Genomic DNA, 23,879 nt, shown 5'->3' on the forward strand with positions numbered 1-23,879 from the left:
TTATCCTGAAATCAAGCTAACGAAATGTCGTAGCCAGCCTGTATCGGTAAACCGTTGGACAGACCAGCTACTGGAAAAAGTGGGAATAAGATAAGTTTTCTTTGGTGGGAAGTAAAATCCCGCATGCGTTCAATCGGCAAAATTACGCCAGATATCCTGAATATCTTCCATCAGAAAGCCGCGGTAGAGCAAAAAGCGCTGGATTTTGACTTTTTCTGAAAATTCACGCGGCAGCGGTTCGCCGTACTTACGAATAGCCTGCTCTTTTGCCAGCTCGCACCAGTCAATGTCGCATTCGCGCATCGCTTTTTCGATGGACTCCCGGGCCACCCCTTTCTGGTTTAGCTCCTGCCGGATGCGCGCGGGCCCGTACCCCTTGCGGCCACGGCTGGCGAGAAATCGCGAGGCAAAACGCTCGTCATCAAGATAGCGATGCTCATAGCACCATGCGATGACGCGGTCATAATCTTCCGCGGTGGCATCAATCTCTTCCGGGCCGTTTTTACTCATCACCGGTGCCGACAGTTTTCGCCGCAGCTCCTGTTCACTGTGGTCACGAACGGCCAGGATGCGCACCGCGCGATCCAGTAGGCGTGCATACGCGGGTCGACGTGTTGTCGGTTCACTCATAAAAAAACCTGCTGATTCAGAAATGCAAAAAGGGCCGCATCAGCAGCCCTTCATTGTTAAACGAAAGAATTAAAAGTCTTCGTTAGTTTCTTCAGCATCCGCGCTATCAACCGCGAAATCTGGCGTGGAGTCCTGGTTGTTCAGCAGCAGCTCACGCACTTTCTTCTCGATCTCTTTCGCCGCAGCCGGGTTCTCTTTCAGCCAGGAGATGGCATTCGCTTTACCCTGACCAATCTTGTCACCGTTGTAGCTATACCAGGCGCCCGCTTTTTCAATCAGCTTCTCTTTCACGCCCAGGTCAACCAGCTCACCGAAGAAGTTAATACCTTCGCCGTAGAGGATTTGGAACTCAGCCTGCTTGAACGGCGCAGCGATTTTGTTCTTCACAACCTTGACGCGGGTTTCGCTACCGACGACGTTCTCACCCTCTTTCACCGCGCCAATACGGCGGATATCCAGACGGACAGAAGCGTAGAATTTCAGGGCGTTACCCCCGGTCGTGGTTTCCGGGTTACCGAACATCACGCCGATTTTCATACGGATCTGGTTGATGAAGATCAGCAGCGTGTTGGACTGCTTCAGGTTACCCGCCAGCTTACGCATCGCCTGGCTCATCATACGTGCCGCGAGGCCCATGTGAGAGTCGCCGATTTCACCTTCGATTTCCGCTTTTGGCGTCAGTGCAGCAACGGAGTCGACCACGATAACGTCAACAGCACCAGAACGCGCCAGCGCGTCACAAATTTCCAGCGCCTGCTCACCGGTGTCCGGCTGAGAACACAGCAGGTTGTCGATATCGACGCCCAGCTTACGGGCATACACAGGGTCCAGCGCGTGCTCGGCATCGATAAACGCACAGGTTTTACCTTCGCGCTGTGCTGCGGCAATGACCTGCAGCGTCAGGGTGGTTTTACCGGAGGACTCTGGCCCGTAGATCTCTACGATACGGCCCATAGGCAGACCGCCAGCGCCCAGCGCGATATCCAGAGAAAGCGAACCGGTGGAGATGGTTTCCACATCCATGGAACGGTCTTCACCCAGGCGCATGATGGAGCCTTTACCGAATTGCTTTTCGATCTGGCCCAGTGCTGCCGCCAACGCTTTCTGTTTGTTTTCGTCGATAGCCATTATTACTCCTGTCATGCCGGGAGAAGCGACTGTGCTTCACCGTGGATTTCTGTTCTGTTGGTGCAATTATACTGTATGGTCATACAGTATCAAGTGTTTTGTAGAAATTGTTGCCAGAGCGTTTTTAACGCATAAACGGTTGCCTGACGACGCACGCTTTCGCGATCGCCGCTAAAGCACTCCCGGCGGGTGATCCCTTCACCTTTCGCGGTGGCAAAACCAAACCAGACGGTGCCGACAGGCTTCACGTCGCTGCCGCCGTCCGGCCCCGCGATGCCGCTAATGGAAATGGCGAAATCAGCACGCGCCGCTTTGAGCGCGCCAATCGCCATCTCGATGACCACCGGTTCGCTGACCGCGCCGTGCTGTTCCAGCGTGGATTCGCGCACGCCAATCATCTGTGCTTTAGCTTCGTTACTGTAGGTCACAAATCCGCGTTCAAACCAGGCGGAACTGCCGGCAATATCGGTAATCGCTTTCGCCACCCAGCCGCCGGTGCAGGACTCAGCGGTGGTAAGGGTCGCCCCACGTTGCTTAAGCGCAAGGCCAACTATCTCGCTAAGCTGCATCAATTCATGGTCAGTCATTCTCGCTCCAGGCATCAGAAAAACGTGCTGCACAAGATAGCACTTTCTCGTCAGATGTGGGGATGCGCTTCGGGTTTTACGAGGGTGCTTCAGAAAAAAGCCGGTGCGGGCGCACCGGCCGTGGAAAAGTTATTTCATGCTGTTGGCGAGCGTATTCACATTGTGGCGAAACGCCTTAACGTAGGTGTCTGCCACCCCGCCTTTGGCCGACAGCGCTTCGGGGTAAAGCTCGCCCCCCGGCTGCGCGCCCGTCGCTGATGCAATTTGCTTCACCAGACGCGGATCGAGCTGATTTTCCATAAACCAGGTTTTTACGCCGTCGGCTTTGATCTGATTGATAATCTCAGCAACCTGCGCCGCGCTGGCCTCGCTCTCGGAGGACAGTCCCTGCGGCGCCATAAACCTCACGCCGTAGGCACGGCTGAAATAGCCGAACGCGTCATGGCTGGTCAACACGTTACGCTTCGCCTGCGGGATCTGGCTAAAGCGCGTTTTGGCCCAGCTATCCAGCTGGTTAAGCTGCGTGATATAGGGTTTACCGGAGGCTTCCAGCGCGGCTTTGTCCTGCGGATCGGCTTTCACCAGCCCGTTCAGAATATTTTGTGCATACAGCGCCCCGTTCGCCGCGCTGTTCCAGGCGTGCGGATCGGTCACGGTCTTTCCATCTTCCTCAAGCGTGTGGGTTTTCACCCCGGTTGAGGCAACGACCAGTTGTCCTTTGAACCCGGAGGCTTTCACCAGACGGTCAAGCCAGCCCTCCAGCCCCAGGCCGTTCACCACCACCACATCGGCCTTGCTCAGCGCCGCGCTGTCTTTCGGCGACGGCTCGAAGGTATGCGGATCGCCGTCCGGCCCCACCAGCGTCGTCACCTTCACATGGTCACCGCCCACCTCCTGGGTGATATCCCCCAGTATCGAAAAGCTGGTGACCACATTCAGCGTTTTCGCCATCACGCCGTGCGACATCATCCCCAGCGCGAGCGCCACTGCTAATCCTGTACGTTTCATCGTTTCCCCTTGCGTTAAAAATACGCCCGCAGACTGCCAGCGAGCCTGCTTCGCGTACCCAATAAAATGGAAATAAAGAACAGCGCGCTGGCGGTGAGCACGATGGATGGCCCGGCCGGAAGACTCATCGCCCAGGAGAGGCTCAACCCCAGCCATGCGCAGAAAATACCGCTGATGCCCGTCATCAGAAGTAACGCCGGTAGCGTGCGTACCCAGCAGCGAGCTGCCACAGCCGGCAGCATCATCAGACCAACGGCCATCAGCGTGCCGAGCACCTGAAAACCGGCCACCAGGTTAAGGACCAGCAGCGCCAGAAACAGTCCGTGCAGCAGGCCGGGCAGCCAGCGGGCGTTCACCTGTAGCCAGCCGGTGTCAAACGCTTCGGTAACCAGCCCGCGATAGAACATCGCCAGCACAATAAGGGTGAACATGCACACGCCCGTGACAAACAGCGCGGCGTCGTTGTCCACGGCGAGGATGGAGCCAAACAGCAAATGCAGCAGATCGACATTCGACCCACGAAGCGACACCAGCGTAACCCCCAACGCCAGTGAGCCAAGATAAAACCCGGCAAAGCTGGCATCTTCCTTAAGCGGCGTGCGTCGGCTGACCAGACCGGCCAGCAGCGCCACGGTAATGCCCGCGATAAAACCGCCGATACTCATCGCCAGCAGCGACATGCCGCTGAGCAAGTATCCCACGGCGACGCCCGGTAAAATGGCGTGAGAAAGGGCATCGCCCATCAGGCTCATTCTGCGCAGCTGAAGAAACACGCCAAGCGCGGTGGTGCTGACCGAGAGCGCCAGGCAAACCACCAGCGCGCGACGCATAAAGCCGTACTCGATAAACGGCTGAAAAAAGAGATGCCAGATCATGCCACCCTCACCCGCCCGGTTTTCCATTGAGGAACGTCAGCATCCAGCCGTAACGTCTGCGGGAAGTGGCGCGACACCCGCTCACTGTCGTGCAGTACCGCGAGCAGCGTTTGCCCCTGCATATACATCTCCAACATCACATCCATCAGCACGTTGCAGGTGGCCTCATCGACCCCGGTAAAGGGCTCATCCAGCATCACCAGCGGCGCCTGCTGCACCAGGACGCGGGCGAACAGCATGCGCTGGAACTGGCCGCCGGAGAGCTCATCGATGGTGGATAACGCCATGGATTCCAGCCCGACGCGCTCAAGCGCGCTGGCAATGCGCAGCCGCGTTTCGCGGCGAAACCCGGAAAACAGCGAAATGCCCGGCCAGCAGCCCATGCTTACCACGTCCCGAACGGTTAGCGGAAACTGCGCCTCCAGCGCGTGGCGCTGTGCCAGCCAGCCGATTACCGGACGCTTTCCCTGCCAGCGAAAACTGCCGCTTACGGGCGGGATAAACCCGGCGAGCGTTTTCAGTAAGGTAGATTTCCCGCAGCCGTTAGCGCCGACAATCGCAGTCATACTTCCACGCGCAATCGTGCCCGAGAGGGGCCGCGTAACGGGCTGGCGTTCATAACCCGCGACCAGTTCATTCATCACAATCATGGCAACGCCACCGCCCAGCGCACGGCCAGCCCGAGAAAGACAATAAGCACCAGCGCCAGCAAAAGCCGAACCGGAGCAGACAGAGAAAAAAGGAACGTTGACATCTCGACACCATCTTAAATGTTATAACATAACAATAATGAAAGGTGGTTAAGATGTAAATGGCAGGTTTGAAAAGGGAGTGTGGCGAAATGTTTCTGCAAAACGCCCTCTCCCATGGGAGAGGGCATCAGGCCGCACCGTGTGCGCAGCCATGCCGGGTGGCGGCGTTGCCTTACCCGGCCTACCCGCCGGGATAACTTACTGACTAAACGGTGACGCCGCCGGCACGCGGGCCTGCGATACCGCCAGCCCCAGCTGCCATACGGCCATCGCATAGTGGGTGCTGTGGTTATAGCGGGTGATAGTGTAGAAGTTCGGCAGTCCGTACCAGTACTGATAGCCCGTTCCGACATCCAGACGCAGCAGGCTCGCCTGCTGTGCATTGCCCAGCGGCTGCGTTGGCGTTAAGCCTGCCGCGGTCAGCTGCGAAATGCTGTAGTTAGTTTTGAAGCCGTTTTCCAGCCCCGGCGCCTGACCGTTCGCCTGCACCGCCACCTGGCCGCCCGGCACCCAGCCGTGCGCTTTGAAGTAGTTCGCCACGCTGCCGATGGCATCCACCGGATCCCACAGGTTGATATGGCCATCTCCGTTAAAGTCGACGGCATACTGTTTATAGGACGACGGCATAAACTGGCCGTAACCCATCGCGCCGGCAAACGACCCTTTCAGATCGAGCGGATCGTCCTGTTCGTTACGCGCCATCAGCAGGAAGGTTTCCAGCTCGGAAGAGAAATACTCCGCGCGGCGCGGATAGTTAAAGGAGAGGGTCGCCAGCGCGTCAAGGATGCGGGTTTTGCCCATCACGCGGCCCCAGCGGGTTTCCACGCCGATAATCCCGACGATGATTTCAGGCGGTACGCCGTACACCTGCCACGCGCGGTTGAGCGCCTCTTCATACTGATTCCAGAACGCCACGCCGTTTTGCACGTTGTCCGGGGTAATGAACTGTTTGCGATAGCGCAGCCACGCCCCGTTTGGCCCGCTCGGCACCTGGGCCGTCGGCGCCTGTCTGTCCATCAGGCGCAGCACGTAGTCCAGACGCTTGGCCTGAGACAAAATTTCGTGCAGCTGCTGTCTGTCAAAGCCGTGTTTGCTCACCATTTTATCGATGAACTGCTCGGCCTCCGGGTTATTCGCGAAGTCGCCGCCCATCTGCATCATATTGTGCTGCGGCTCCAGCAGGAATCCTCCGGAAGGCGCGCCCGCCGTTTGCTGAACGGCTTCGGTCTTAGGTTTGCTACTACAGGCAGACAGCAGAATAAGCGCAGGCAACAGCGCTGCATAACGACGCTTGAACATGAGACATCCATTTAACGGGTTCGATAAGAACCCAGTATGGTAAAGCATCCGCAACACCTCAAGGAAGCGGTACGCACCTCCCCAACGCAAATCCGTGCTTTTTTCCCCCGAAAATCATTCACCACGTCAATTAACTTTCAAAATAATACATTTTTCTTTCATTGTGAGATCTAACTAACACTTTAAAACCTTTCAAAGTGATTATTATTAGCCGCAGATAGACAAAAACAAACGCCCTACAGGAGAGAAGAATGATAGAAACCATCACCCATGGCGCCGAGTGGTTCATCGGGCTGTTTCAGAAAGGCGGAGAAGTGTTCACCGGCATGGTGACCGGGATCCTGCCCCTGCTGATCAGCCTGCTGGTTATCATGAACGCGCTGATTAACTTTATCGGGCAGCAGCGTATTGAACGCTTCGCCCAGCGCTGCGCCGGAAACCCGCTGTCCCGCTACCTGATACTGCCCTTTATCGGCACCTTCGTGTTCTGCAACCCGATGACCTTAAGCCTCGGCCGCTTTATGCCAGAGAAGTACAAGCCGAGCTATTACGCCGCCGCCTCCTACAGCTGCCATTCGATGAACGGCCTGTTCCCGCACATCAACCCCGGCGAGCTGTTTGTTTATCTCGGGATCGCCAGCGGCCTTACCACGCTTGGCCTGCCGCTCGGCCCGCTGGCGGTGAGCTACCTGCTGGTCGGTCTGGTCACCAACTTCTTCCGCGGCTGGGTGACCGACCTCACCACCGCTATTTTCGAGAAAAAAATGGGCATCCAGCTTGAACAGAAGGTCCATCTTTCAGGAGCCACAGCATGAACCGGATCCGCATTGAGAAAGGCACGGGCGGCTGGGGCGGCCCGCTGGAGTTCGACGCCACCGAAGGCAAAAAGATTGTTTACATCACCGCGGGTACCCGCCCGGCAATCGTCGACAGGCTGCGCGAGCTGACGGGCTGGGAAGCGGTCGACGGCTTCAAGGAAGGCGAACCGCCGGAGACGGAAATCGGCGTGGCGGTGATCGACTGCGGCGGCACGCTGCGCTGCGGCATCTATCCGAAGCGCCGCATTCCGACGGTAAATATTCACTCCACCGGAAAATCCGGCCCGCTGGCGCAGTACATCCTCGAGGACATTTATGTCTCGGGCGTCAAGGAAGACAACATCACCCTGGTGAAGGGGACGTCTGCACCGCAAAAAGCGGCTCCGCGCGAGTACGACACCAGTAAAAAAATTACCGAGCAGAGCGATGGCCTGCTGGCGAAAGTCGGGATGGGCATGGGTTCCGCCGTGGCGGTGCTGTTCCAGTCCGGGCGCGACACCATCGACACGGTGCTGAAGACCATTCTGCCGTTTATGGCGTTCGTCTCGGCGCTGATCGGCATCATCATGGCCTCCGGCCTGGGCGACTGGATTGCCCACGGCCTCGCCCCGCTTGCCAGCCACCCGCTTGGGCTGGTGACGCTGGCGCTGATCTGCTCCTTCCCGCTGCTGTCGCCGTTCCTCGGCCCGGGCGCGGTGATTGCTCAGGTCATCGGCGTGCTGATTGGCGTGCAGATTGGTCTGGGGAACATTCCCCCGCACCTCGCCCTGCCCGCCCTGTTTGCCATTAACGCCCAGGCAGCGTGCGATTTTATCCCGGTGGGGCTGTCGCTGGCGGAAGCACGCCAGGACACCGTGCGCGTGGGCGTGCCGTCCGTGCTGGTCAGCCGCTTCCTGACGGGCGCGCCGACGGTGCTGATTGCCTGGTTTGTTTCCGGCTTTATTTATCAATAAGAGGTGCCTGCTATGACCGTGATTTACCAGACCACTATTACCCGCATCGGCCAGAGCGCCGCCGACGCGCTGAGCGACCAGATGCTGATCACCTTTCGCGAAGGGGCGCCTGCTGATATCGAAGAGTTTTGCTTCATCCACTGCCACGGCGAGCTGAACGGTGAGCTGAAGGCCGGGAGCCAGCTGGAGCTGGGCGAGGCGCGCTATGCCGTGACCGCCGTCGGCGACGTCGCTGAACAAAACCTGCGCGAGCTGGGCCACATCACCCTGCGTTTCGACGGCCAGCCGCAGGCGGAGTATCCCGGCACGGTTCACGTTGAGGGTCCGGTTCCGCAGGCTGTCACCCCAGGCTGCACGTTAAAATTTGTTGCGTAATTAAGGAGATAGACATGAGTCAGGTTGCCGTTGTCATTGGTGGGGGACAAACCTTAGGCGAGTTCCTCTGCCGTGGGCTTGCCGCAGAGGGTTACCGCGTGGCGGTAGTGGACATCCAGAGTGAAAAAGCCGCCCGTGTGGCGGACACCATCAACACCGAGTTTGGTGAAGGAATGGCGTACGGGTTTGGCGCCGACGCCACCAGCGAGCAGAGCGTGATGGCGCTGGCCCGCGGCGTGGACGAGATTTTTGGCCGTACCGACCTGCTGGTCTACAGCGCGGGAATTGCGAAAGCGGCCTTTATTAGCGATTTCGAGCTGGGGGATTTTGACCGCTCGCTGCAGGTCAATCTGGTGGGCTATTTCCTCTGTGCCCGCGAGTTTTCCCGTCTGATGATCCGCGACGGCATTCAGGGGCGCATCATTCAGATCAACTCTAAATCGGGGAAAGTGGGCAGCAAGCATAACTCCGGCTACAGCGCGGCGAAGTTTGGCGGCGTGGGGCTGACGCAGTCTCTGGCGCTGGATCTGGCCGAATACGGCATTACCGTTCACTCGCTGATGCTCGGCAACCTGCTGAAATCGCCGATGTTCCAGTCCCTGCTGCCGCAGTACGCCACCAAGCTCGGCATCAAAGCGGAAGAAGTGGAGCAGTACTACATCGATAAAGTGCCGCTCAAGCGCGGGTGTGATTACCAGGACGTGCTGAACATGCTGCTGTTTTACGCCAGCCCGAAAGCCTCGTACTGCACCGGACAGTCGATTAACGTCACCGGCGGGCAGGTGATGTTCTGAGTTCATTCCCCGGTGGCGCTGCGCTTACCGGGGCTACCATCCCCGCAGGCCGGGTAAGGCGCAGCCGCCACCCGGCCATTAAAGGAGCAGATATGGTTACCGCACTCATTACCGTCGCCGCCCTCGCCTGGCTCTGCCAGATGGCGTTCGGCGGCTGGCAAATCCACCAGTTTAACCGCGCGTTTGACGCCCTGTGCCAGAAAGGCCGCGTGGGCGTCGGGCGTTCCGGCGGACGCTTTAAACCACGCGTCGTCGTGGCTATTGCGCTGGATGAAAACAATAACGTCTGCGATTCCCTCATCATGCGCGGCATGACCGTCTTTGCCCGTCCGGTGAAAATCCAGGCAATCAACGGCATTTCGCTGCAGGAATTACAGCCTGATGTGATCTTTCCCCATGATCCACTCTGTCAGAATGCACTATCATTAGCGCTTAATCTGAAACATGGATAATTTCGTTGTGAAAGATATAGACTTGCGAAATTATCATTTCGCAACCTAAGGAACGAAGCGCCTATGAAACCTCGTCAGCGCCAGGCGGCCATTCTTGAGCATCTGCAAAAGCAGGGAAAATGCTCGGTAGAGGATCTGGCCCACTACTTTGACACCACCGGCACAACGATACGCAAGGACCTCGTATTGCTCGAAAACTCTGGCGCCGTCATTCGAACCTACGGCGGCGTGGTGCTCAATAAAGACGAAGCGGACCCGCCTATTGACCACAAAACGCTGATCAACACCCACCAGAAAGCGCTGATTGCCGAAGCCGCCGTAAAATTTATCCACGATGGCGACTCCATCATTCTGGATGCCGGCAGTACCGTCCTGCAGATGATCCCGCTGCTCAGCCGCTTTAACAACATCACGGTGATGACCAACAGCCTGCACATCGTCAACGCCCTGTCGGAGTTCGACAGCGAGCAGACCATCCTGATGCCCGGCGGGACCTTCCGCAAAAAATCCGCCTCATTTCACGGACAGCTGGCGGAGAACGCCTTCGACCACTTCAGCTTTGATAAACTGTTCATGGGCACCGACGGCATCGATCTGAACGCGGGCGTCACGACGTTCAACGAAGTGTTCAGCGTCAGTAAAGCCATGTGCAACGCCGCGCGGGAAGTGATTTTGATGGCAGACTCGTCGAAGTTTGGCCGTAAAAGCCCCAACATTGTCTGTAGCCTGGAAAGCGTCGACAAGCTGATTACCGACGCGGGTATCGATCCGGCGTTCAGGAAAGCGCTGGAAGAGAAAGGCATCGACGTGATTGTAACCGGAGAGAGAGATGAGTGATTTTCTGTTAGAAACGGGCCGCCAGACGCTGATGCTGGAGCTGCAGGAAGCCAGCCGCCTGCCGGAACGTCTGGGCGAGGATTTTGTCCGCGCCGCCAACACCATTATCCACTGCGAAGGCAAAGTGATCGTGGCGGGCATCGGTAAATCCGGCCACATCGGCAAAAAGATTGCCGCGACGCTGGCCAGCACCGGCACCCCGGCCTTCTTCGTGCATCCTGCAGAAGCGCTGCACGGCGATCTGGGAATGATTGAGAGCCGCGACGTGATGCTGTTTATCTCCTACTCCGGTTCGGCGAAAGAGCTGGATCTCATCATTCCACGTCTGCAGGAAAAATCGGTCGCCCTGCTGGCGATGACCGGGAAATCCCGCTCGCCCCTGGCGCTGGCCGCCAAAGCGACGCTGGATATTTCCGTTGAGCGTGAAGCCTGTCCGATGCACCTCGCCCCGACCTCCAGCACCGTGAATACCCTGATGATGGGCGACGCGCTGGCGATGGCGGTAATGCAGGCGCGCGGGTTTAACGAAGAAGATTTCGCCCGCTCGCATCCGGCGGGGGCGCTCGGGGCACGCCTGCTCAACAAGGTTCACCACCTGATGCGCACTGACGATGCGATTCCGCAGGTCAAACTCGATACCAGCGTCATGGACGCGATGCTGGAGCTCAGCCGCACCGGTCTGGGGCTGGTTGCGGTGTGCGATGACGACGGGTACGTCAAAGGCGTATTCACTGACGGCGACCTGCGCCGCTGGCTGGTGGGCGGTGGCAAGCTGGAAACCAAAGTGTCGGACGCCATGACCCAGGGCGGGCTGACGCTGAACGCCGAGAGCCGCGCCATTGAAGCCAAAGAGGTGCTAATGAAGCGCAAAATCACCGCCGCACCGGTGGTGGATGACACCGGCAGGCTGTGCGGCGCCATCAACCTGCAGGATTTCTATCAGGCCGGGATTATCTAACCCTTCAGCCCGAGACGCTTCGCCAGCCGGTGCAGGTTGGCGACGTCCATCTCCAGCGCCCGGGCGCACGCCGCCCAGTTGCGGTTGTTCTGATCCAGCGCGCGGATAATCATCTGACGCTGAAATGCCTCTGTCGCGTCACGCAGGTTTTCGCTCGTTATCTCCGGAGCTGCATGGGCAATCGTGGGTGCGGTTTCATCATGCTGCGCAAAATGCCGGGCATGTATAACCACTTCATCACCCGAACGCGTTGCTCGCGCCAGCACCACCGCACGGTGAATCGCGTGTTCCAGCTCGCGCACGTTGCCCGGCCAGCCGTAGCTCAGCAGATGCGCCCTCGCCCCCGAGCTTAACACCACGCGGGAAAGCCCCATCCTGAGACGGCACTGTTCGCAGAAATAGCCCGCCAGCAGCAGCACGTCGTCCCCGCGCTCGCGCAGCGGCGGCACGGTAAGCGGGAACACGCTCAGGCGGTGGAACAGGTCGGCGCGGAACTGCCCGGCCAGCACCGCCTCACGCAGGTCGCGGTTGGTCGCCGCCAGCACGCGCACATCCACTCTTAAGCTGCGGTCATCCCCCACGCGCTGGATATCGCCGTACTGTAATACGCGCAGAAGTTTGGCCTGTAGCGACAGAGAAAGCTCGCCTATTTCATCCAGAAACAGCGTACCGTTATCGGCCATTTCGAACTTGCCGCTGCGGTTGCTGATGGCGCCGGTAAATGCCCCTTTGACGTGACCAAACAATTCGCTTTCCGCCACGCTTTCCGGCAGCGCGGCGCAGTTGAGGTACACCAGCGGATTGACCGCGCGCGGCGACGCTTCATGAATCGACTTCGCCACCAGCTCCTTGCCGGTGCCGGTCTCCCCGAAGATCAGCACGTTCAAATCGGACGCGGCAACAATCTCAATCTCTTTTTTGAGCTGCGCCATGCCCGGCGAGAGGCCAATCATCTCCGTGTGCGCCACCTGCTCAAACGCCGCCGGGCTGCCGGGAAGGATATTCTGGCTCTCCAGCTGTTCAATCAGCAGCGCGTTGTTAAGCGCCCCGGCGGCCAGCGCGGCAATCAGGCGCAGCTCCTCGTCGCTGAAGGTGTCGAACTGGTCCGGCGACATGCCGTCGAGGGTCAGCGCCCCAATCAGGTTTTGCCCGGCAAACAGCGGCAGGCCAATACAGGCGTGCACCTTCAGGCTCTCCTGGCCTGGAATCAGCCCGTCATACGGGTCGGGCAGATCGCTGTCCGCCGGGAAACGCACCACGTCACCCGCGCGGGCAATGGTCTCCAGACGTGGATGGCCTTCAAGGGTAAAGCGCCGCCCGAGCACGTCCTTCGCCAGGCCGTCGATCGCCAGGGGAATAAACTGCCGCCCTTCGTAGCGCAGCAGCGCCGAAGCGTCGCACGCCAGCACGTGGCGCAGCGTGGAGATCAGCCGCTGAAAGCGGTCCTGATGGCCGATACCGGTTTGCAGCTCAATGGCGATCTTCGCCAGCACATCTACGGAAAAGCTCATGTCTGCCTCGCTGTCATTTTGACAATGAATATTGTCATAATGACACTGTTTTGGATAGTCATAATGACTACCCATTACGGATCATATAAATATTAGTTTATAAAAATCAACAAGTTAAAAGTTGGCACGCAGCTTGATATAAGCAAACCATCCTATTTGAAAAACGCGATATTACGCTGAGGTTTGCTATGTCTATTCTGGTTAAAAATAACATTCATTGGGTGGGTCAACGTGACTGGGAAGTGCGCGATTTCCACGGGACGGAATACAAAACGCTGCGCGGCAGCAGCTACAACAGCTATCTCATCCGCGAAGGAAAAAACGTGCTGATCGATACCGTCGATCACAAGTTCAGCCGCGAGTTCGTGCAGAACCTGCGCGGTGAAATCGACCTGAATGCCATCGACTACATCATCATCAACCATGCGGAGGAGGATCATGCCGGTGCCCTGACCGAGCTGATGTCGTATATTCCGGACACTCCGATCTACTGCACCACCAACGCCATCGACTCGATCAACGGTCACCACCACCATCCGGAGTGGAACTTCCACACCGTGAAAACGGGCGACGCGCTGGATATCGGCAACGGCAAGCAGCTGATCTTCGTGGAAACGCCCATGCTGCACTGGCCGGACAGCATGATGACCTACATGACCGGCGACGCGGTGCTGTTCAGCAACGACGCCTTCGGCCAGCACTACTGCGACGAACGCCTGTTTAATGACGAAGTGGATCAGACCGAGCTGTTCGAACAGTGCCAGCGTTACTACGCCAACATCCTGACCCCGTTCAGCCGTCTGGTCACGCCAAAAATCACCGAGATCCTCGGCTTTAACCTGCCGGTGGAGATGATTGCCACCTCTCACGGTGTGGTGTGGCGTGAAAACCCCACCCAGATCGTCGAGCTGTACCTGAAATGGGCGGCGGATTATCAGGAAGACCGCATCACGATCTTCTACGACACCATGTCCAACAACACCCGCATGATGGCGGACGCCATTGCCCAGGGCATCAACGAAGTAGATCCGAACGTGGCGGTGAAAATCTTCAACGTGGCGCGCAGCGATAAGAACGAGGTATTAACCAACGTTTTCCGCTCTAAGGGCGTGCTGGTGGGCACGTCCACCATGAACAACGTGATGATGCCGAAGATTGCCGGTCTGGTCGAAGAGATGACCGGCCTGCGTTTTCGCAACAAGCGCGCCAGCGCCTTTGGCTCCCACGGCTGGAGCGGCGGCGCGGTAGACCGTCTCTCTACCCGTTTACAGGATGCAGGGTTTGAGATGTCGATGAGCCTGAAAGCGAAATGGCGGCCGGATATCGACGCCCTGGAAATCTGTCGCCAGCACGGCCGTGACATCGCCCGTCAGTGGGCACTCGCACCGCTGCCGGAAACCACCCCCGCCGCGGCGGTTGCGCCGAAAGCCGAAGCAAAAGCTGCCGCTGCCGACCTCGGTCCTTGCATGCAGTGCAGCGTATGCCAGTGGATTTACGACCCGGAACGGGGCGAGCCGCTGCAGGATGTCGCCCCAGGCACGCCGTGGAGTGAGGTGCCGGACAACTTCCTCTGCCCGGAATGTTCCCTCGGGAAAGACGTCTTTGATGAACTGGCAACGGAGGCAAAATGAACCACGGCATCGTCATTATCGGCTCGGGTTTTGCCGCCCGCCAGCTGGTAAAAAATATCCGCAAACAGGACGCTAACGTGCCGTTGACGCTGATCGCCGCCGACAGCATGGACGAGTACAACAAGCCTGATTTAAGCCACGTCATTAGCCAGAATCAGCGTGCCGACGATCTCACCCGCCAGACGGCGGGGGCGTTCGCAGAACAGTTTAACCTGCGTCTGTTTCCGTACACCTGGGTCACCGATATCGACGCCGACGCCCGTCTGGTGAAAGCGAAAGATAAAACCTGGCAGTACGACAAGCTGGTGCTGGCCACGGGTGCCTCTGCGTTTGTGCCGCCGGTTGAGGGGCGCGAGCTGATGGTCACGCTCAACAGCCAGCAGGCGTATCAGGCCAGCGAAACGGAGCTTCACGACGCCACGCGGGTGATGATTGTCGGCGGCGGGCTGATCGGCACCGAACTGGCGATGGATTTCTGCCGTGCGGGTAAATCCGTCACTCTGGTCGACCACGCGGCGAGCATTCTGTCAGCGCTGATGCCCGCTGAAGTGAGCAGCCGCTTACAGCATCATCTGACCGACATGGGCGTCCATCTGCTGCTGAAATCGCAGCTGCAGAGCCTGAGCAAAACCGGCACCGGCATACGTGCAACGCTCGACCGCAACCGCAGCGTGGAAGTGGATGTGGTGATTGCGGCGACAGGGTTGCGCCCGGAAACGGCGCTGGCGCACCGCGCAGGCGCCGAAATTAACCGCGGCGTGAAGGTAGACTGCTACCTGCAAACCACTCAGCCGGACATTTATGCCCTGGGCGACTGCGCGGAAATTAACGGTCAGGTGCTGCCCTTTTTACAGCCGATTCAATTAAGCGCGCTGTCTCTGGCGAAAAACCTGCTCGGCGGCACTACGCCGGTGAAATTACCCGCCATGCTGGTCAAAGTGAAAACGCCGGAATTACCGCTGCATCTCGCAGGCGAAACGCAGCGTCAGGATCTGGACTGGCAGATTGCCCTTTCGCCGCAGGGCATGGTGGCGCGCGGCATCGATGCTGACGGTCAGATGCGCGCCTTTGTCGTCAGTGAAGACAGGATGAAAGAGGCCTTCGCCCTGCTGAAATCGCTCCCTGCTTAACCCTCGTATTGCCGGGTGGCGCTGCGCTTACCCGGCCTACATGCAGACCCGTGCAAGCGTAGCGCCACCGGGCTGGGTCGTTCAGGAACGTACCACCAGCGCGTCGTAGCCGCGCCAGCGGTAATTCGCCATGGAAATCAGCCAGCAGGCGATAAACAGACCCACGACGACAAACCCGGCGTTGCCCAGATTGTCGTTCACCGTGCCAATCAGATCCCAGAGGCCGCCGCTGAGGGCAAATTTATCCATCAGCAGACCCAACGCTTCCAGCCCGCCGATAAACAGCGCCACCACCACGGAGGTGCCGGTGATGGTCATGTTGTAGTAGAGCTTGCGCTGCGGCTTGTTAAACGCCCAGCCGTAGGCGCCGACCATCAGCAGGTTGTCGAGGGTATCCACCAGCGCCATGCCGCTGGCGAAGAGTGCCGGGAAGATCATGATTGACCACACCGACATCCCGCTGGACGCGCTGGCGGCAGAGATCCCCAACACGCCGATCTCGGTGGCCGTATCAAAGCCGAGACCAAACAGGAAACCGACCAGGTACATCTGCCAGCTTTTATTGACGAGGCGGAAGGTCTTGCCAAACAGCCAGTTCATTACCCCGCCCTGAGCAGGTAGCGTGATGTCATCCTGCACCGGCCTGCCGTGTTTCAGCGCCTGAAAACTGCGCCAGACGCCGCGCAGGATCACCATATTCACCAGCGCCATCGCCAGCAGGAAGGTCGCGGAAACGGCGGTACCAATCAGGCTGCCGGTTTCGTGGAACCACGCCATGTTCTTCTGAAACGCCGTGGCGGTAGCGGCGATGGCAATGGAGGCCAGCACCACGATGGTGGAGTGGCCCAGCGAGAACCACGCTCCCACGCCGGACGGGCGTTTGCCCTGCTGCATCATCTTACGCGTCACGGTATCTATGGCTGCAATGTGGTCAGCGTCCACCGCATGACGCAGTCCGTAGCACCACGCCAGCAGGCTTGCCGCCATCAGCGCCGTGCTGCCGCTAAAGGTGTGCCATGCCCATCCCCAGGCCAGCAGGTTTGCCATTACCAGAGCCAGCAGCAGAAGCGCGGCGCGAGGTTCATTGCGTAACAGTCGTAACATTTTTAGTCCTTTGTAAACATGACCGGGCAGCGGCGACCACCGCCTGCCCGAAGGAGATCGCTCCGTCACCTGCGGGCAGGCGCGAAGGAAAAAGAAGCGTAAAGTCAGAAAGATAATGACGCAGACGCGCGCGCAGCAGACGGTTGTGTAATACCCCGCCGCTGAGACAGATTGTCGACAGCGACTGGCGCCGGGCATGAAACGCGGCGAGCTCCGCCAGCCCTTTTGCCAGCGCATCGTGAAACGCCCAGGCGCGCACGCAGGGTTCCGCCTGCCAGCTCAGCCACTGCTGCCAGAAAAGCGCGAGGTTATCCACTTCCAGCGTCACCGGATGGTCGACACCCGCGCACTGCGATGCCAGGGCTTCCAGCCGGCAGGCCGCTTCCCCTTCGTAACGCTGCGTGTCGATGCCGAGCGCACAGGCAACCGCGTCAAACAGGCGACCACAGGAAGAAGCTCGCGGCGCGTTGATGCCACGCTGGATCGCCGTCGCCAGCAACGGCCAGTTCTGGCGCTGAACCGCATGGGTTTCCGGGTACTGCTGCCAGTCGGGTACAAACGCCAGACACTGGGCGAGCAGATTACGCCACGGCTGCATGGCCGCCAGATCGCCGCCCGGCAGCGCAACGGCAGGCAGACCACCCAAATGCGCATAGTCGAGATAGCTGACCCGCAGGCACTCTCCGCCCCACAACGCGCCGTTTTCCCCCATGCCGATCCCGTCCAGCGTCAGGGCGATAACGTCTCCTCCATCGCGCGGCCAGCCGTTTTCGGCCAGGCACGCCGCGGCGTGGGCGTGATGGTGGTGTACCTCTTCAAGGGGCAACGCCTGCGCCTGTGCCCACTGACGAGCGCGGTACCCCGGATGGGCATCGCACACCACGCGCGCCGGCTGGAAGGCGTAAATGTCCTGCATCACCGACAGCGCGGAACGCCACTGCGCTTCCACCCCCTCGTCACGGAGATCGCCAAAATGCTGGCTCAGCACCGCCTGATTCCCACGCACCAGGCAGAAGGTGTTTTTCATCTCCGCCCCGGTGCACAGCATGGCGGGGATATTGTCGAACCCGGCAGGCAGCGTGATGGCATCGGGCACAAAACCGCGCGCGCGGCGCAGCATCGCACCGTCCCGATCCATCACCGAATCGTCCATCCGCTGCAGAATATCGCGGTTATGCAACAGGAAACCGTCCGCGATGCCGCTGAGCTCATCCAGCGCCTGCCGGTTGGTGATGGCAGGTGGTCTGCCGCTGAGGTTGCCGGAGGTCATCACCAGCGGGCGCTGGCAGTCCATCATCAGAAGGTGCTGCAGCGGGTTCGCAGGAAGCATGATGCCGACGGTATCCAGACCGGGTGCGATACCTTCCGGGAACGCGGGCAGCCAGACTTTTGGCGTGAGCACAATGGGTGCGGCGGGTGAGCGTAGCAGCGTCTGAACCGTCTCCGGCAGGTCATCCGCATGCGGGATCATCACCGCCAGCGGCTTCGCGGGCCGCTGCTTGCGTGACCGAAGCGTCGCGACCGCCTGCGGGTTACGCGCGTCACAGACGAGGTGAAAGCCCCCCAGCCCTTTGACGGCGACAATACCGCCGCTTTTCAGCATCGCGACCGCCGCGCGCAGCGCAGCCTCGCGCTCAGCGGTCATGTCGCCCGCACGCCACATAAGCGCGGGCCCGCAGTCCGGGCAGGCGACCGGCTGGGCGTGAAAACGGCGGTCGGCAGGATTGCGGTATTCGGCTTCACACGGCCCACAGAGCGGGAACGGCGCCATTGCCGTGGCCGGGCGGTCGTAGGGCATGGCGCGGATAATGGTAAACCGCGGCCCGCAGTGGGTGCAGTTGATAAACGGATAGCGATAACGGCGTTCGCGTGGGTCGCCCATCTCAGCCAGACACGCCGGGCAGGTCGCCGCATCGGGGACAATCTGGGTGTCCATCGTCCCGGCCGCGCTGTGGCGGATGGTAAAGTCCTCCGGCACGCGCGCCCAGGTAAACGGCTGCGCTTCCACGCGGTCAATGCGTGCCAGCGGCGGGCAGTCCTGATGCAGCCTCGCGGTAAAGGCCCCCCCATTACCCGCGAGGCGCACCAGCACGCCCTCTCCGTCATTGCAGACGTCACCGGTCAACTGAAGCGCCTGCGCCAGCTGCCAGACGAAGGGACGAAACCCGACGCCCTGCACTTTGCCGCGCACCCGCAGCTGAACGCCGTTGCTGCTCATACGGTTCAGAACAGCAGTGATGACGAGGTGTCGAACGCCGCGCGACGGCGCTTTTCGGCGCTCATCTGCTCAAGCTTGTCGCGATCCACGCAGACCAGCGCGTGCGTCGGGCAGGCTTCCATACAGGCCGGGCCGGCCTCACGGTGGTAGCACAGGTCACATTTGTTGGCTTCGGCTTTGTCCGCGCGCACACTCAGCCCCATACCGCTGTTGCGCACTACCGGACGGACCACCACCTCCATCGCGCCATACGGGCAGGCGACCACGCAGGTTTTGCAGCCAATGCAGCGCTCCTGCATCACGTGCACAAAGCCTTTCTCGCGTTTAATCGCCCCGTTCGGGCAGACGTTCGCGCACGGTGCGTCTTCGCACTGGCGACAGATGGCGGCGGTGGAAATATTCACGCCTTTGATGACGTGGATGCGCGGCAGGAAGGTGTCAGGGGTAAGCGACGCGCAGTCCTGCTCCGCCTGATGGGAAACCACGCACGCCACTTCACAGGTACGGCAACCAATACACTTACTGGCATCGGCCATAATAAAACGGTTCATCTGCTTCTCCAGCATTACAGTTATGCGCGGAGATATTCATAAACCGTGCCAATAATTAACTTATTGATTTTATTTCATTTTAAAAATTAAAACGGTGCCGTCATCGTCACTTATGACGATGACAGCTGTCGACATCAGCGGTGCGGGCCGTCAATAACCGAGTCGCGCAGGACAAGCTCGCCGGAGAAAATTTGCTGATATTTAAACTCACCGCCGTCGAGCATAAAGATCAGGCGGCTGATGGTCTCTTTGATCATCTCCGTTACCGGGATGCGGACGCTGGAGAGCGACGGCACAATGTAAGGCGCGATGGCCACATCGTCGAAACCGATCACCGACACCGCGTCCGGCGTGGCCACGCCGCTGTCGTGCAGCTGCTTCATGGCACCGATGGCCATATCGTCATTGCTCGCCACCAGCGCCGTAAAGCGCTCACCCCGAGCAAGCAGCTCGGACACCGCCGCCGCGCCGCTGGCGGGGTTCCACTTCCCCTGCGCAATCAGCCCCTCGCGCAGCGGAATACCGTGCTGCGCCAGCGCGTCCTTATAGCCGGAGAGACGCTCAACCCCGGTGGGAGAATCCAGCGAGCCGGTGATAAAGGCGATCTCACGATGCCCTTTCGCAATCAGCTGTGACACCGCGTCCTGGCTGGAGGCTTTATGATCGGACCACACGCTGTGGCTGCTGTTTTTCCGCAGGCGGCGGTTGAGCACCATAATGGGCTGCTCGCACTTCTCGACGATCTCATCCATCTCTTCCACGCTCAGAAAACGCGGATAGATGATCACCGCGTCGCAGCGCATATCGAGCAGATACTGGATCGCCTCGCGCTCTTCATCGGCGCTGTGCTTGCCGTCCGCGAGGATCAGCTGCCGCCCTTTCTCCTCCGTCATGCGCGCGGCGTGAAACAGCAGCTCGCTAAAGTAGACGCCGTGATACAAGGTGTTCGTCACCACCAGGCCCAGCGTCTGGGTACGTTTGGTCGCCAGGTTGCGCGCCAGCAAATTTGGGCGATAGCCGCTCTCTTCAATGGCCTGAAACACCCTGTCTTTGGTCTCCTGGCTGACATAGCCATTGCCCGACAGCACCCGGGATACCGTCGCTTTCGAAACGCCTGCCCGCTTCGCCACTTCAAGCATCGTGGTCATGTTGTTATTCCGTCTGAATCTGATGGAGCGCAGTGTACTGCACTGCAGAAAAATTGTCGCAGCGGCGACATCACGCTTTGGGTTCCTACTGGTGATCGGCGTCACGAAATAAAAAAATGGTCAAAAAGCGATCTTGTTTCATTCATAAAAACTCATGATGATTATGTGGAACCGGTTTCCTACATTTCACACAACGATAACAGGATCACATCCGATGGCCAAAAATTACGCTGCGCTGGCGAACGACGTTATCAGCGCGCTGGGCGGCAAAGAGAACATCGTCGCCGTCACCCACTGCATGACGCGACTGCGTTTCGTTCTGAAAGACGAAACCCTCACCGACGCCGCGCGCCTGAAAAGCATCAGCGGCGTGCTCGGCGTGGTGCGCAACGACAACCAGTGCCAGGTGATTATTGGCAATACCGTCTCCCAGGCGTACCGCGAGGTGGTAAGCCTGCTGCCCGCTGACCTGCAGCCCGCGGTGCCGGAAGGCCCGCAAAAGCTGACGCTGCGCCGCATTGGCGCCGGGATCCTCGACGCGCTGATCGGCACCATGTCCCCGCTGATCCCGGCGATCATCGGCGGCTCGATGGTCAAGCTTCTGGCGATGATCCTTGAGATGACCGGCGTGCTGCCCAAAGGCGCGCCGACGCTCACCATTTTGACCGTCATCGGCGACGGCGCGTTCTTCTTCCTGCCGCTGATGGTGGCGGCCTCGGCGGCGGTGAAATTCAAAACCAACATGTCGCTGGCGATAGCCATTGCGGGCGTGCTGGTGCACCCGAGCTTTATCGAGCTGATGGCGAAAGCCGCGCAGGGCGAGCACGTTGAGTTCGCCTTTATCCCGGTGACGGCGGTGAAATACACCTACACCGTCATCCCCGCGCTGGTGATGACCTGGTGCCTGTCGTACATCGAGCGCTGGGTGGATCGCATTACCCCGGCGGTGACGAAAAACTTCCTCAAGCCGATGCTGATCGTGCTGATTGCCGCCCCGCTCGCCATCGTGCTGATTGGGCCGCTGGGCATCTGGATCGGTAGCGCGATCTCCGCGCTGGTCTACACCATTCACGGCTATCTGGGCTGGCTCTCCGTGGCCATCATGGGCGCGCTGTGGCCGCTGCTGGTCATGACCGGCATGCACCGCGTGTTTACGCCAACCATCATTCAGACCATTGCCGAGACGGGCAAGGAAGGGATGGTGATGCCGTCGGAAATTGGCGCCAACCTGTCGCTCGGCGGTTCGTCGCTGGCGGTGGCGTGGAAAACCAAAAACCCGGAGCTGCGCCAGACGGCGCTGGCAGCGGCGGCCTCCGCCATCATGGCGGGGATCTCTGAACCGGCCCTGTACGGTGTCGCAATACGTCTGAAACGCCCGCTGATTGCAAGCCTGATCAGCGGCTTTATCTGCGGCGCGGTTGCCGGTATCGCGGGTCTTGCCAGCCACTCGATGGCGGCACCGGGGCTGTTTACCAGCGTACAGTTCTTCGACCCGGCGAACCCGATGACCATCGTCTGGGTGTTTGGCGTGATGGGTCTGGCAGTGGTGCTGTCGTTTGTTCTGACCCTGATACTGGGCTTTGAGGATATTCCGGTCGAAGACGACGCCGAAAAAGCGCGCGCCCTGCAGACCGCACCGGTACAGAATAACGCAGCAAAAGCATAAATTGAAAGCGAGGTAAGAATGTCTGTTTTTCCACAAGGATTTTTATGGGGCGGCGCGCTTGCCGCCAACCAGAGTGAAGGCGCTTACCGTGAGGGCGGCAAAGGGCTGACGACGGTCGATATGATCCCCCACGGCGCGAACCGCCTGGCGGTGAAGCTCGGTAAGGAAAAGCGTTTTTCGCTGCGTGACGACGAATTCTACCCGAGCCACGAGGCGATTGATTTTTACCATCGCTATAAAGAGGACATCGCTCTGATGGCGGAGATGGGCTTTACGGTGTTCCGCACCTCGATCGCCTGGAGCCGCCTCTATCCGAACGGCGACGAACCGCTGCCGAACAAAGAGGGTATTGCCTTTTACCGCGCGGTGTTCGAGGAGTGCAAAAAATACAACATCGAGCCGCTGGTGACCCTCTGCCACTTCGACGTGCCAATGCACCTGGTGACGGAGTACGGCTCCTGGCGCAACCGCAAAATGGTGGATTTCTTTGCCCGCTACGCCCGCACCTGCTTCGAGGAATTTAACGGGCTGGTGAAATACTGGCTGACCTTCAACGAAATCAACATCATGCTGCACAGCCCGTTCTCCGGCGCGGGGCTGGTGTTTGAGGAAGGCGAAAACGAAGACCAGGTGAAATACCAGGCCGCGCACCACGAACTGGTGGCGAGCGCGCTGGCGACCAAAATCGCTCACGAGGTGAACCCGGAAAACCAGGTCGGCTGCATGCTGGCGGGCGGTAACTTCTACCCCTACTCCTGCAAGCCGGAAGACGTGTGGATGGCGCTGGAGAAAGACCGCGAGAACCTGTTCTTTATCGACGTGCAGGCGCGCGGCAGCTATCCGGCCTATTCTGCCCGCGTGTTCCGCGAGAAAGGCGTCGTGATTGTTAAAGACCCGGGCGATGACGAACTGCTGAAAAATACCGTCGATTTTGTCTCGTTCAGCTATTACGCCTCGCGCTGCGCCTCGGCGGATATGAACGCGAACAACACCAATGCGGCGAACATCGTTAAATCTCTGCGCAACCCGCACATTCAGGTGAGCGAATGGGGATGGGGCATCGACCCGCTCGGCCTGCGCATCACCATGAACATGATGTACGACCGCTACCAGAAGCCGCTGTTCCTGGTGGAAAACGGCCTGGGGGCGAAAGATGTCGTTGATGAAAACGGCGAGATTAACGACGACTACCGCATCAGCTATCTGCGCGAGCATATCCGCGCGATGGGCGATGCGATTGAGGACGGCGTGCCGCTGATGGGTTACACCACCTGGGGCTGCATTGACCTGGTCTCGGCCTCAACCGGTGAGATGAGCAAGCGCTACGGGTTTGTGTACGTTGACCGCGACGACGCCGGGAACGGCACGCTGGAGCGGAAACGCAAGAAATCGTTCGGATGGTATCAGAAGGTGATTGCGAGTAACGGGGGGGATCTCGAGTAGCCTGTTGCCCT

At 59.4% G+C, this 23,879-nt stretch carries 23 protein-coding genes; 11 read left to right on the top strand and 12 right to left on the bottom strand.

Going from position 1 to position 23,879, the window contains the following annotated elements:
- Positions 1-129: 129 nt before the first annotated feature.
- The 7 genes from recX to mltB all read right to left on the bottom strand — a co-directional run bounded on the left by recX (position 130) and on the right by mltB (position 6,279).
- Positions 130-630, bottom strand: coding sequence for a recombination regulator RecX (gene recX, locus ACMGGU_RS16165; protein ID WP_032640869.1), 501 nt, complete (start codon positions 628-630; stop codon positions 130-132).
- 69 nt (positions 631-699) lie between these two features.
- Positions 700-1,758, bottom strand: coding sequence for a recombinase RecA (recA, locus tag ACMGGU_RS16170; protein WP_024907698.1), 1,059 nt, complete (start codon positions 1,756-1,758; stop codon positions 700-702).
- Positions 1,759-1,847: 89 nt separating this feature from the next.
- On the bottom strand, positions 1,848-2,345 hold the full coding sequence (pncC, locus tag ACMGGU_RS16175) for a nicotinamide-nucleotide amidase (RefSeq protein WP_045908520.1): 498 nt from the start codon (positions 2,343-2,345) through the stop codon (positions 1,848-1,850).
- 129 nt (positions 2,346-2,474) lie between these two features.
- Entirely contained in the window at positions 2,475-3,353 is an 879-nt protein-coding gene (locus ACMGGU_RS16180; RefSeq protein WP_048029245.1) for a metal ABC transporter substrate-binding protein, read from the bottom strand.
- A 14-nt stretch (positions 3,354-3,367) separates the two neighbouring features.
- Positions 3,368-4,228 carry a metal ABC transporter permease gene (locus ACMGGU_RS16185; protein ID WP_395299536.1) on the bottom strand — a complete coding sequence of 287 codons (861 nt, stop codon included), beginning with the start codon at positions 4,226-4,228 and terminating at the stop codon, positions 3,368-3,370.
- Entirely contained in the window at positions 4,225-4,878 is a 654-nt protein-coding gene (locus tag ACMGGU_RS16190) for a metal ABC transporter ATP-binding protein (RefSeq protein ID WP_196346645.1), read from the bottom strand. Before ACMGGU_RS16190 ends, ACMGGU_RS16185 begins: the two co-directional genes overlap by 4 nt.
- Positions 4,879-5,178: 300 nt before the next feature.
- Entirely contained in the window at positions 5,179-6,279 is a 1,101-nt protein-coding gene (gene mltB / locus ACMGGU_RS16195) for a lytic murein transglycosylase B (protein WP_395299537.1), read from the bottom strand.
- Between the two features lie 251 nt (positions 6,280-6,530).
- Here mltB and srlA point away from each other — a divergent pair, with 251 nt between their 5' ends.
- The 7 genes from srlA (at position 6,531) to gutQ (ending at position 11,466) form a co-directional block, all read left to right on the top strand.
- Entirely contained in the window at positions 6,531-7,094 is a 564-nt protein-coding gene (srlA, locus tag ACMGGU_RS16200; protein WP_003862164.1) for a PTS glucitol/sorbitol transporter subunit IIC, read from the top strand.
- Entirely contained in the window at positions 7,091-8,050 is a 960-nt protein-coding gene (gene srlE, locus ACMGGU_RS16205) for a glucitol/sorbitol-specific PTS transporter subunit IIBC (protein ID WP_251894906.1), read from the top strand. Before srlA ends, srlE begins: the two co-directional genes overlap by 4 nt.
- Positions 8,051-8,062: 12 nt before the next feature.
- The gene (gene srlB / locus ACMGGU_RS16210) at positions 8,063-8,425 is read left to right on the top strand and encodes a PTS glucitol/sorbitol transporter subunit IIA (RefSeq protein ID WP_022649147.1); all 363 of its coding nucleotides are present in this window, start codon (positions 8,063-8,065) and stop codon (positions 8,423-8,425) included.
- A 14-nt stretch (positions 8,426-8,439) separates the two neighbouring features.
- Entirely contained in the window at positions 8,440-9,219 is a 780-nt protein-coding gene (gene srlD / locus ACMGGU_RS16215; protein ID WP_023294411.1) for a sorbitol-6-phosphate dehydrogenase, read from the top strand.
- 92 nt (positions 9,220-9,311) lie between these two features.
- Positions 9,312-9,671: a transcriptional regulator GutM gene (gene gutM / locus ACMGGU_RS16220; RefSeq protein ID WP_045908515.1), complete on the top strand. Its 360-nt coding sequence runs from the start codon at positions 9,312-9,314 to the stop codon at positions 9,669-9,671.
- Between the two features lie 63 nt (positions 9,672-9,734).
- On the top strand, positions 9,735-10,508 hold the full coding sequence (gene srlR / locus ACMGGU_RS16225; RefSeq protein ID WP_021241949.1) for a glucitol operon DNA-binding transcriptional repressor SrlR: 774 nt from the start codon (positions 9,735-9,737) through the stop codon (positions 10,506-10,508).
- The gene (gutQ, locus tag ACMGGU_RS16230) at positions 10,501-11,466 is read left to right on the top strand and encodes an arabinose-5-phosphate isomerase GutQ (RefSeq protein ID WP_008499559.1); all 966 of its coding nucleotides are present in this window, start codon (positions 10,501-10,503) and stop codon (positions 11,464-11,466) included. Before srlR ends, gutQ begins: the two co-directional genes overlap by 8 nt.
- Here gutQ and norR read toward each other — a convergent pair.
- A complete protein-coding gene (gene norR, locus ACMGGU_RS16235; protein ID WP_420300734.1) occupies positions 11,463-12,977 on the bottom strand; it encodes a nitric oxide reductase transcriptional regulator NorR in 1,515 nt (504 codons plus the stop codon). The genes gutQ and norR overlap by 4 nt on opposite strands.
- 188 nt (positions 12,978-13,165) lie before the next feature.
- Here norR and norV point away from each other — a divergent pair, with 188 nt between their 5' ends.
- Both norV and norW read left to right on the top strand, forming a co-directional pair.
- Positions 13,166-14,608 carry an anaerobic nitric oxide reductase flavorubredoxin gene (norV, locus tag ACMGGU_RS16240; protein WP_420300735.1) on the top strand — a complete coding sequence of 481 codons (1,443 nt, stop codon included), beginning with the start codon at positions 13,166-13,168 and terminating at the stop codon, positions 14,606-14,608.
- On the top strand, positions 14,605-15,738 hold the full coding sequence (norW, locus tag ACMGGU_RS16245; RefSeq protein ID WP_420300736.1) for an NADH:flavorubredoxin reductase NorW: 1,134 nt from the start codon (positions 14,605-14,607) through the stop codon (positions 15,736-15,738). Before norV ends, norW begins: the two co-directional genes overlap by 4 nt.
- Positions 15,739-15,819: 81 nt before the next feature.
- On the opposite strand, the gene ACMGGU_RS16250 is transcribed toward norW, so the two are convergent.
- The 4 genes from ACMGGU_RS16250 to ACMGGU_RS16265 form a co-directional block, all read right to left on the bottom strand.
- On the bottom strand, positions 15,820-16,842 hold the full coding sequence (locus tag ACMGGU_RS16250) for a HoxN/HupN/NixA family nickel/cobalt transporter (protein ID WP_420300737.1): 1,023 nt from the start codon (positions 16,840-16,842) through the stop codon (positions 15,820-15,822).
- On the bottom strand, positions 16,820-19,060 hold the full coding sequence (gene hypF, locus ACMGGU_RS16255) for a carbamoyltransferase HypF (protein WP_420300738.1): 2,241 nt from the start codon (positions 19,058-19,060) through the stop codon (positions 16,820-16,822). The genes ACMGGU_RS16250 and hypF overlap by 23 nt, the downstream gene beginning before the upstream one ends.
- A 5-nt stretch (positions 19,061-19,065) precedes the next feature.
- On the bottom strand, positions 19,066-19,611 hold the full coding sequence (gene hydN, locus ACMGGU_RS16260; RefSeq protein ID WP_032643033.1) for an electron transport protein HydN: 546 nt from the start codon (positions 19,609-19,611) through the stop codon (positions 19,066-19,068).
- Positions 19,612-19,745: 134 nt separating this feature from the next.
- Entirely contained in the window at positions 19,746-20,759 is a 1,014-nt protein-coding gene (locus ACMGGU_RS16265; RefSeq protein WP_069720345.1) for a LacI family DNA-binding transcriptional regulator, read from the bottom strand.
- 214 nt (positions 20,760-20,973) lie between these two features.
- On the opposite strand from ACMGGU_RS16265, the gene ascF reads away from it, so the two are divergent.
- Both ascF and ACMGGU_RS16275 read left to right on the top strand, forming a co-directional pair.
- A complete protein-coding gene (gene ascF / locus ACMGGU_RS16270) occupies positions 20,974-22,425 on the top strand; it encodes a PTS cellobiose/arbutin/salicin transporter subunit IIBC (protein ID WP_024907719.1) in 1,452 nt (483 codons plus the stop codon).
- An 18-nt stretch (positions 22,426-22,443) separates the two neighbouring features.
- Positions 22,444-23,868, top strand: coding sequence for a 6-phospho-beta-glucosidase (locus ACMGGU_RS16275; protein ID WP_262802295.1), 1,425 nt, complete (start codon positions 22,444-22,446; stop codon positions 23,866-23,868).
- The last annotated feature ends 11 nt before the right edge of the window (positions 23,869-23,879 follow it).

Source organism: Enterobacter sp. BNK-8 (genome assembly GCF_048685095.1).
GTDB lineage: Bacteria > Pseudomonadota > Gammaproteobacteria > Enterobacterales > Enterobacteriaceae > Enterobacter > Enterobacter quasiroggenkampii.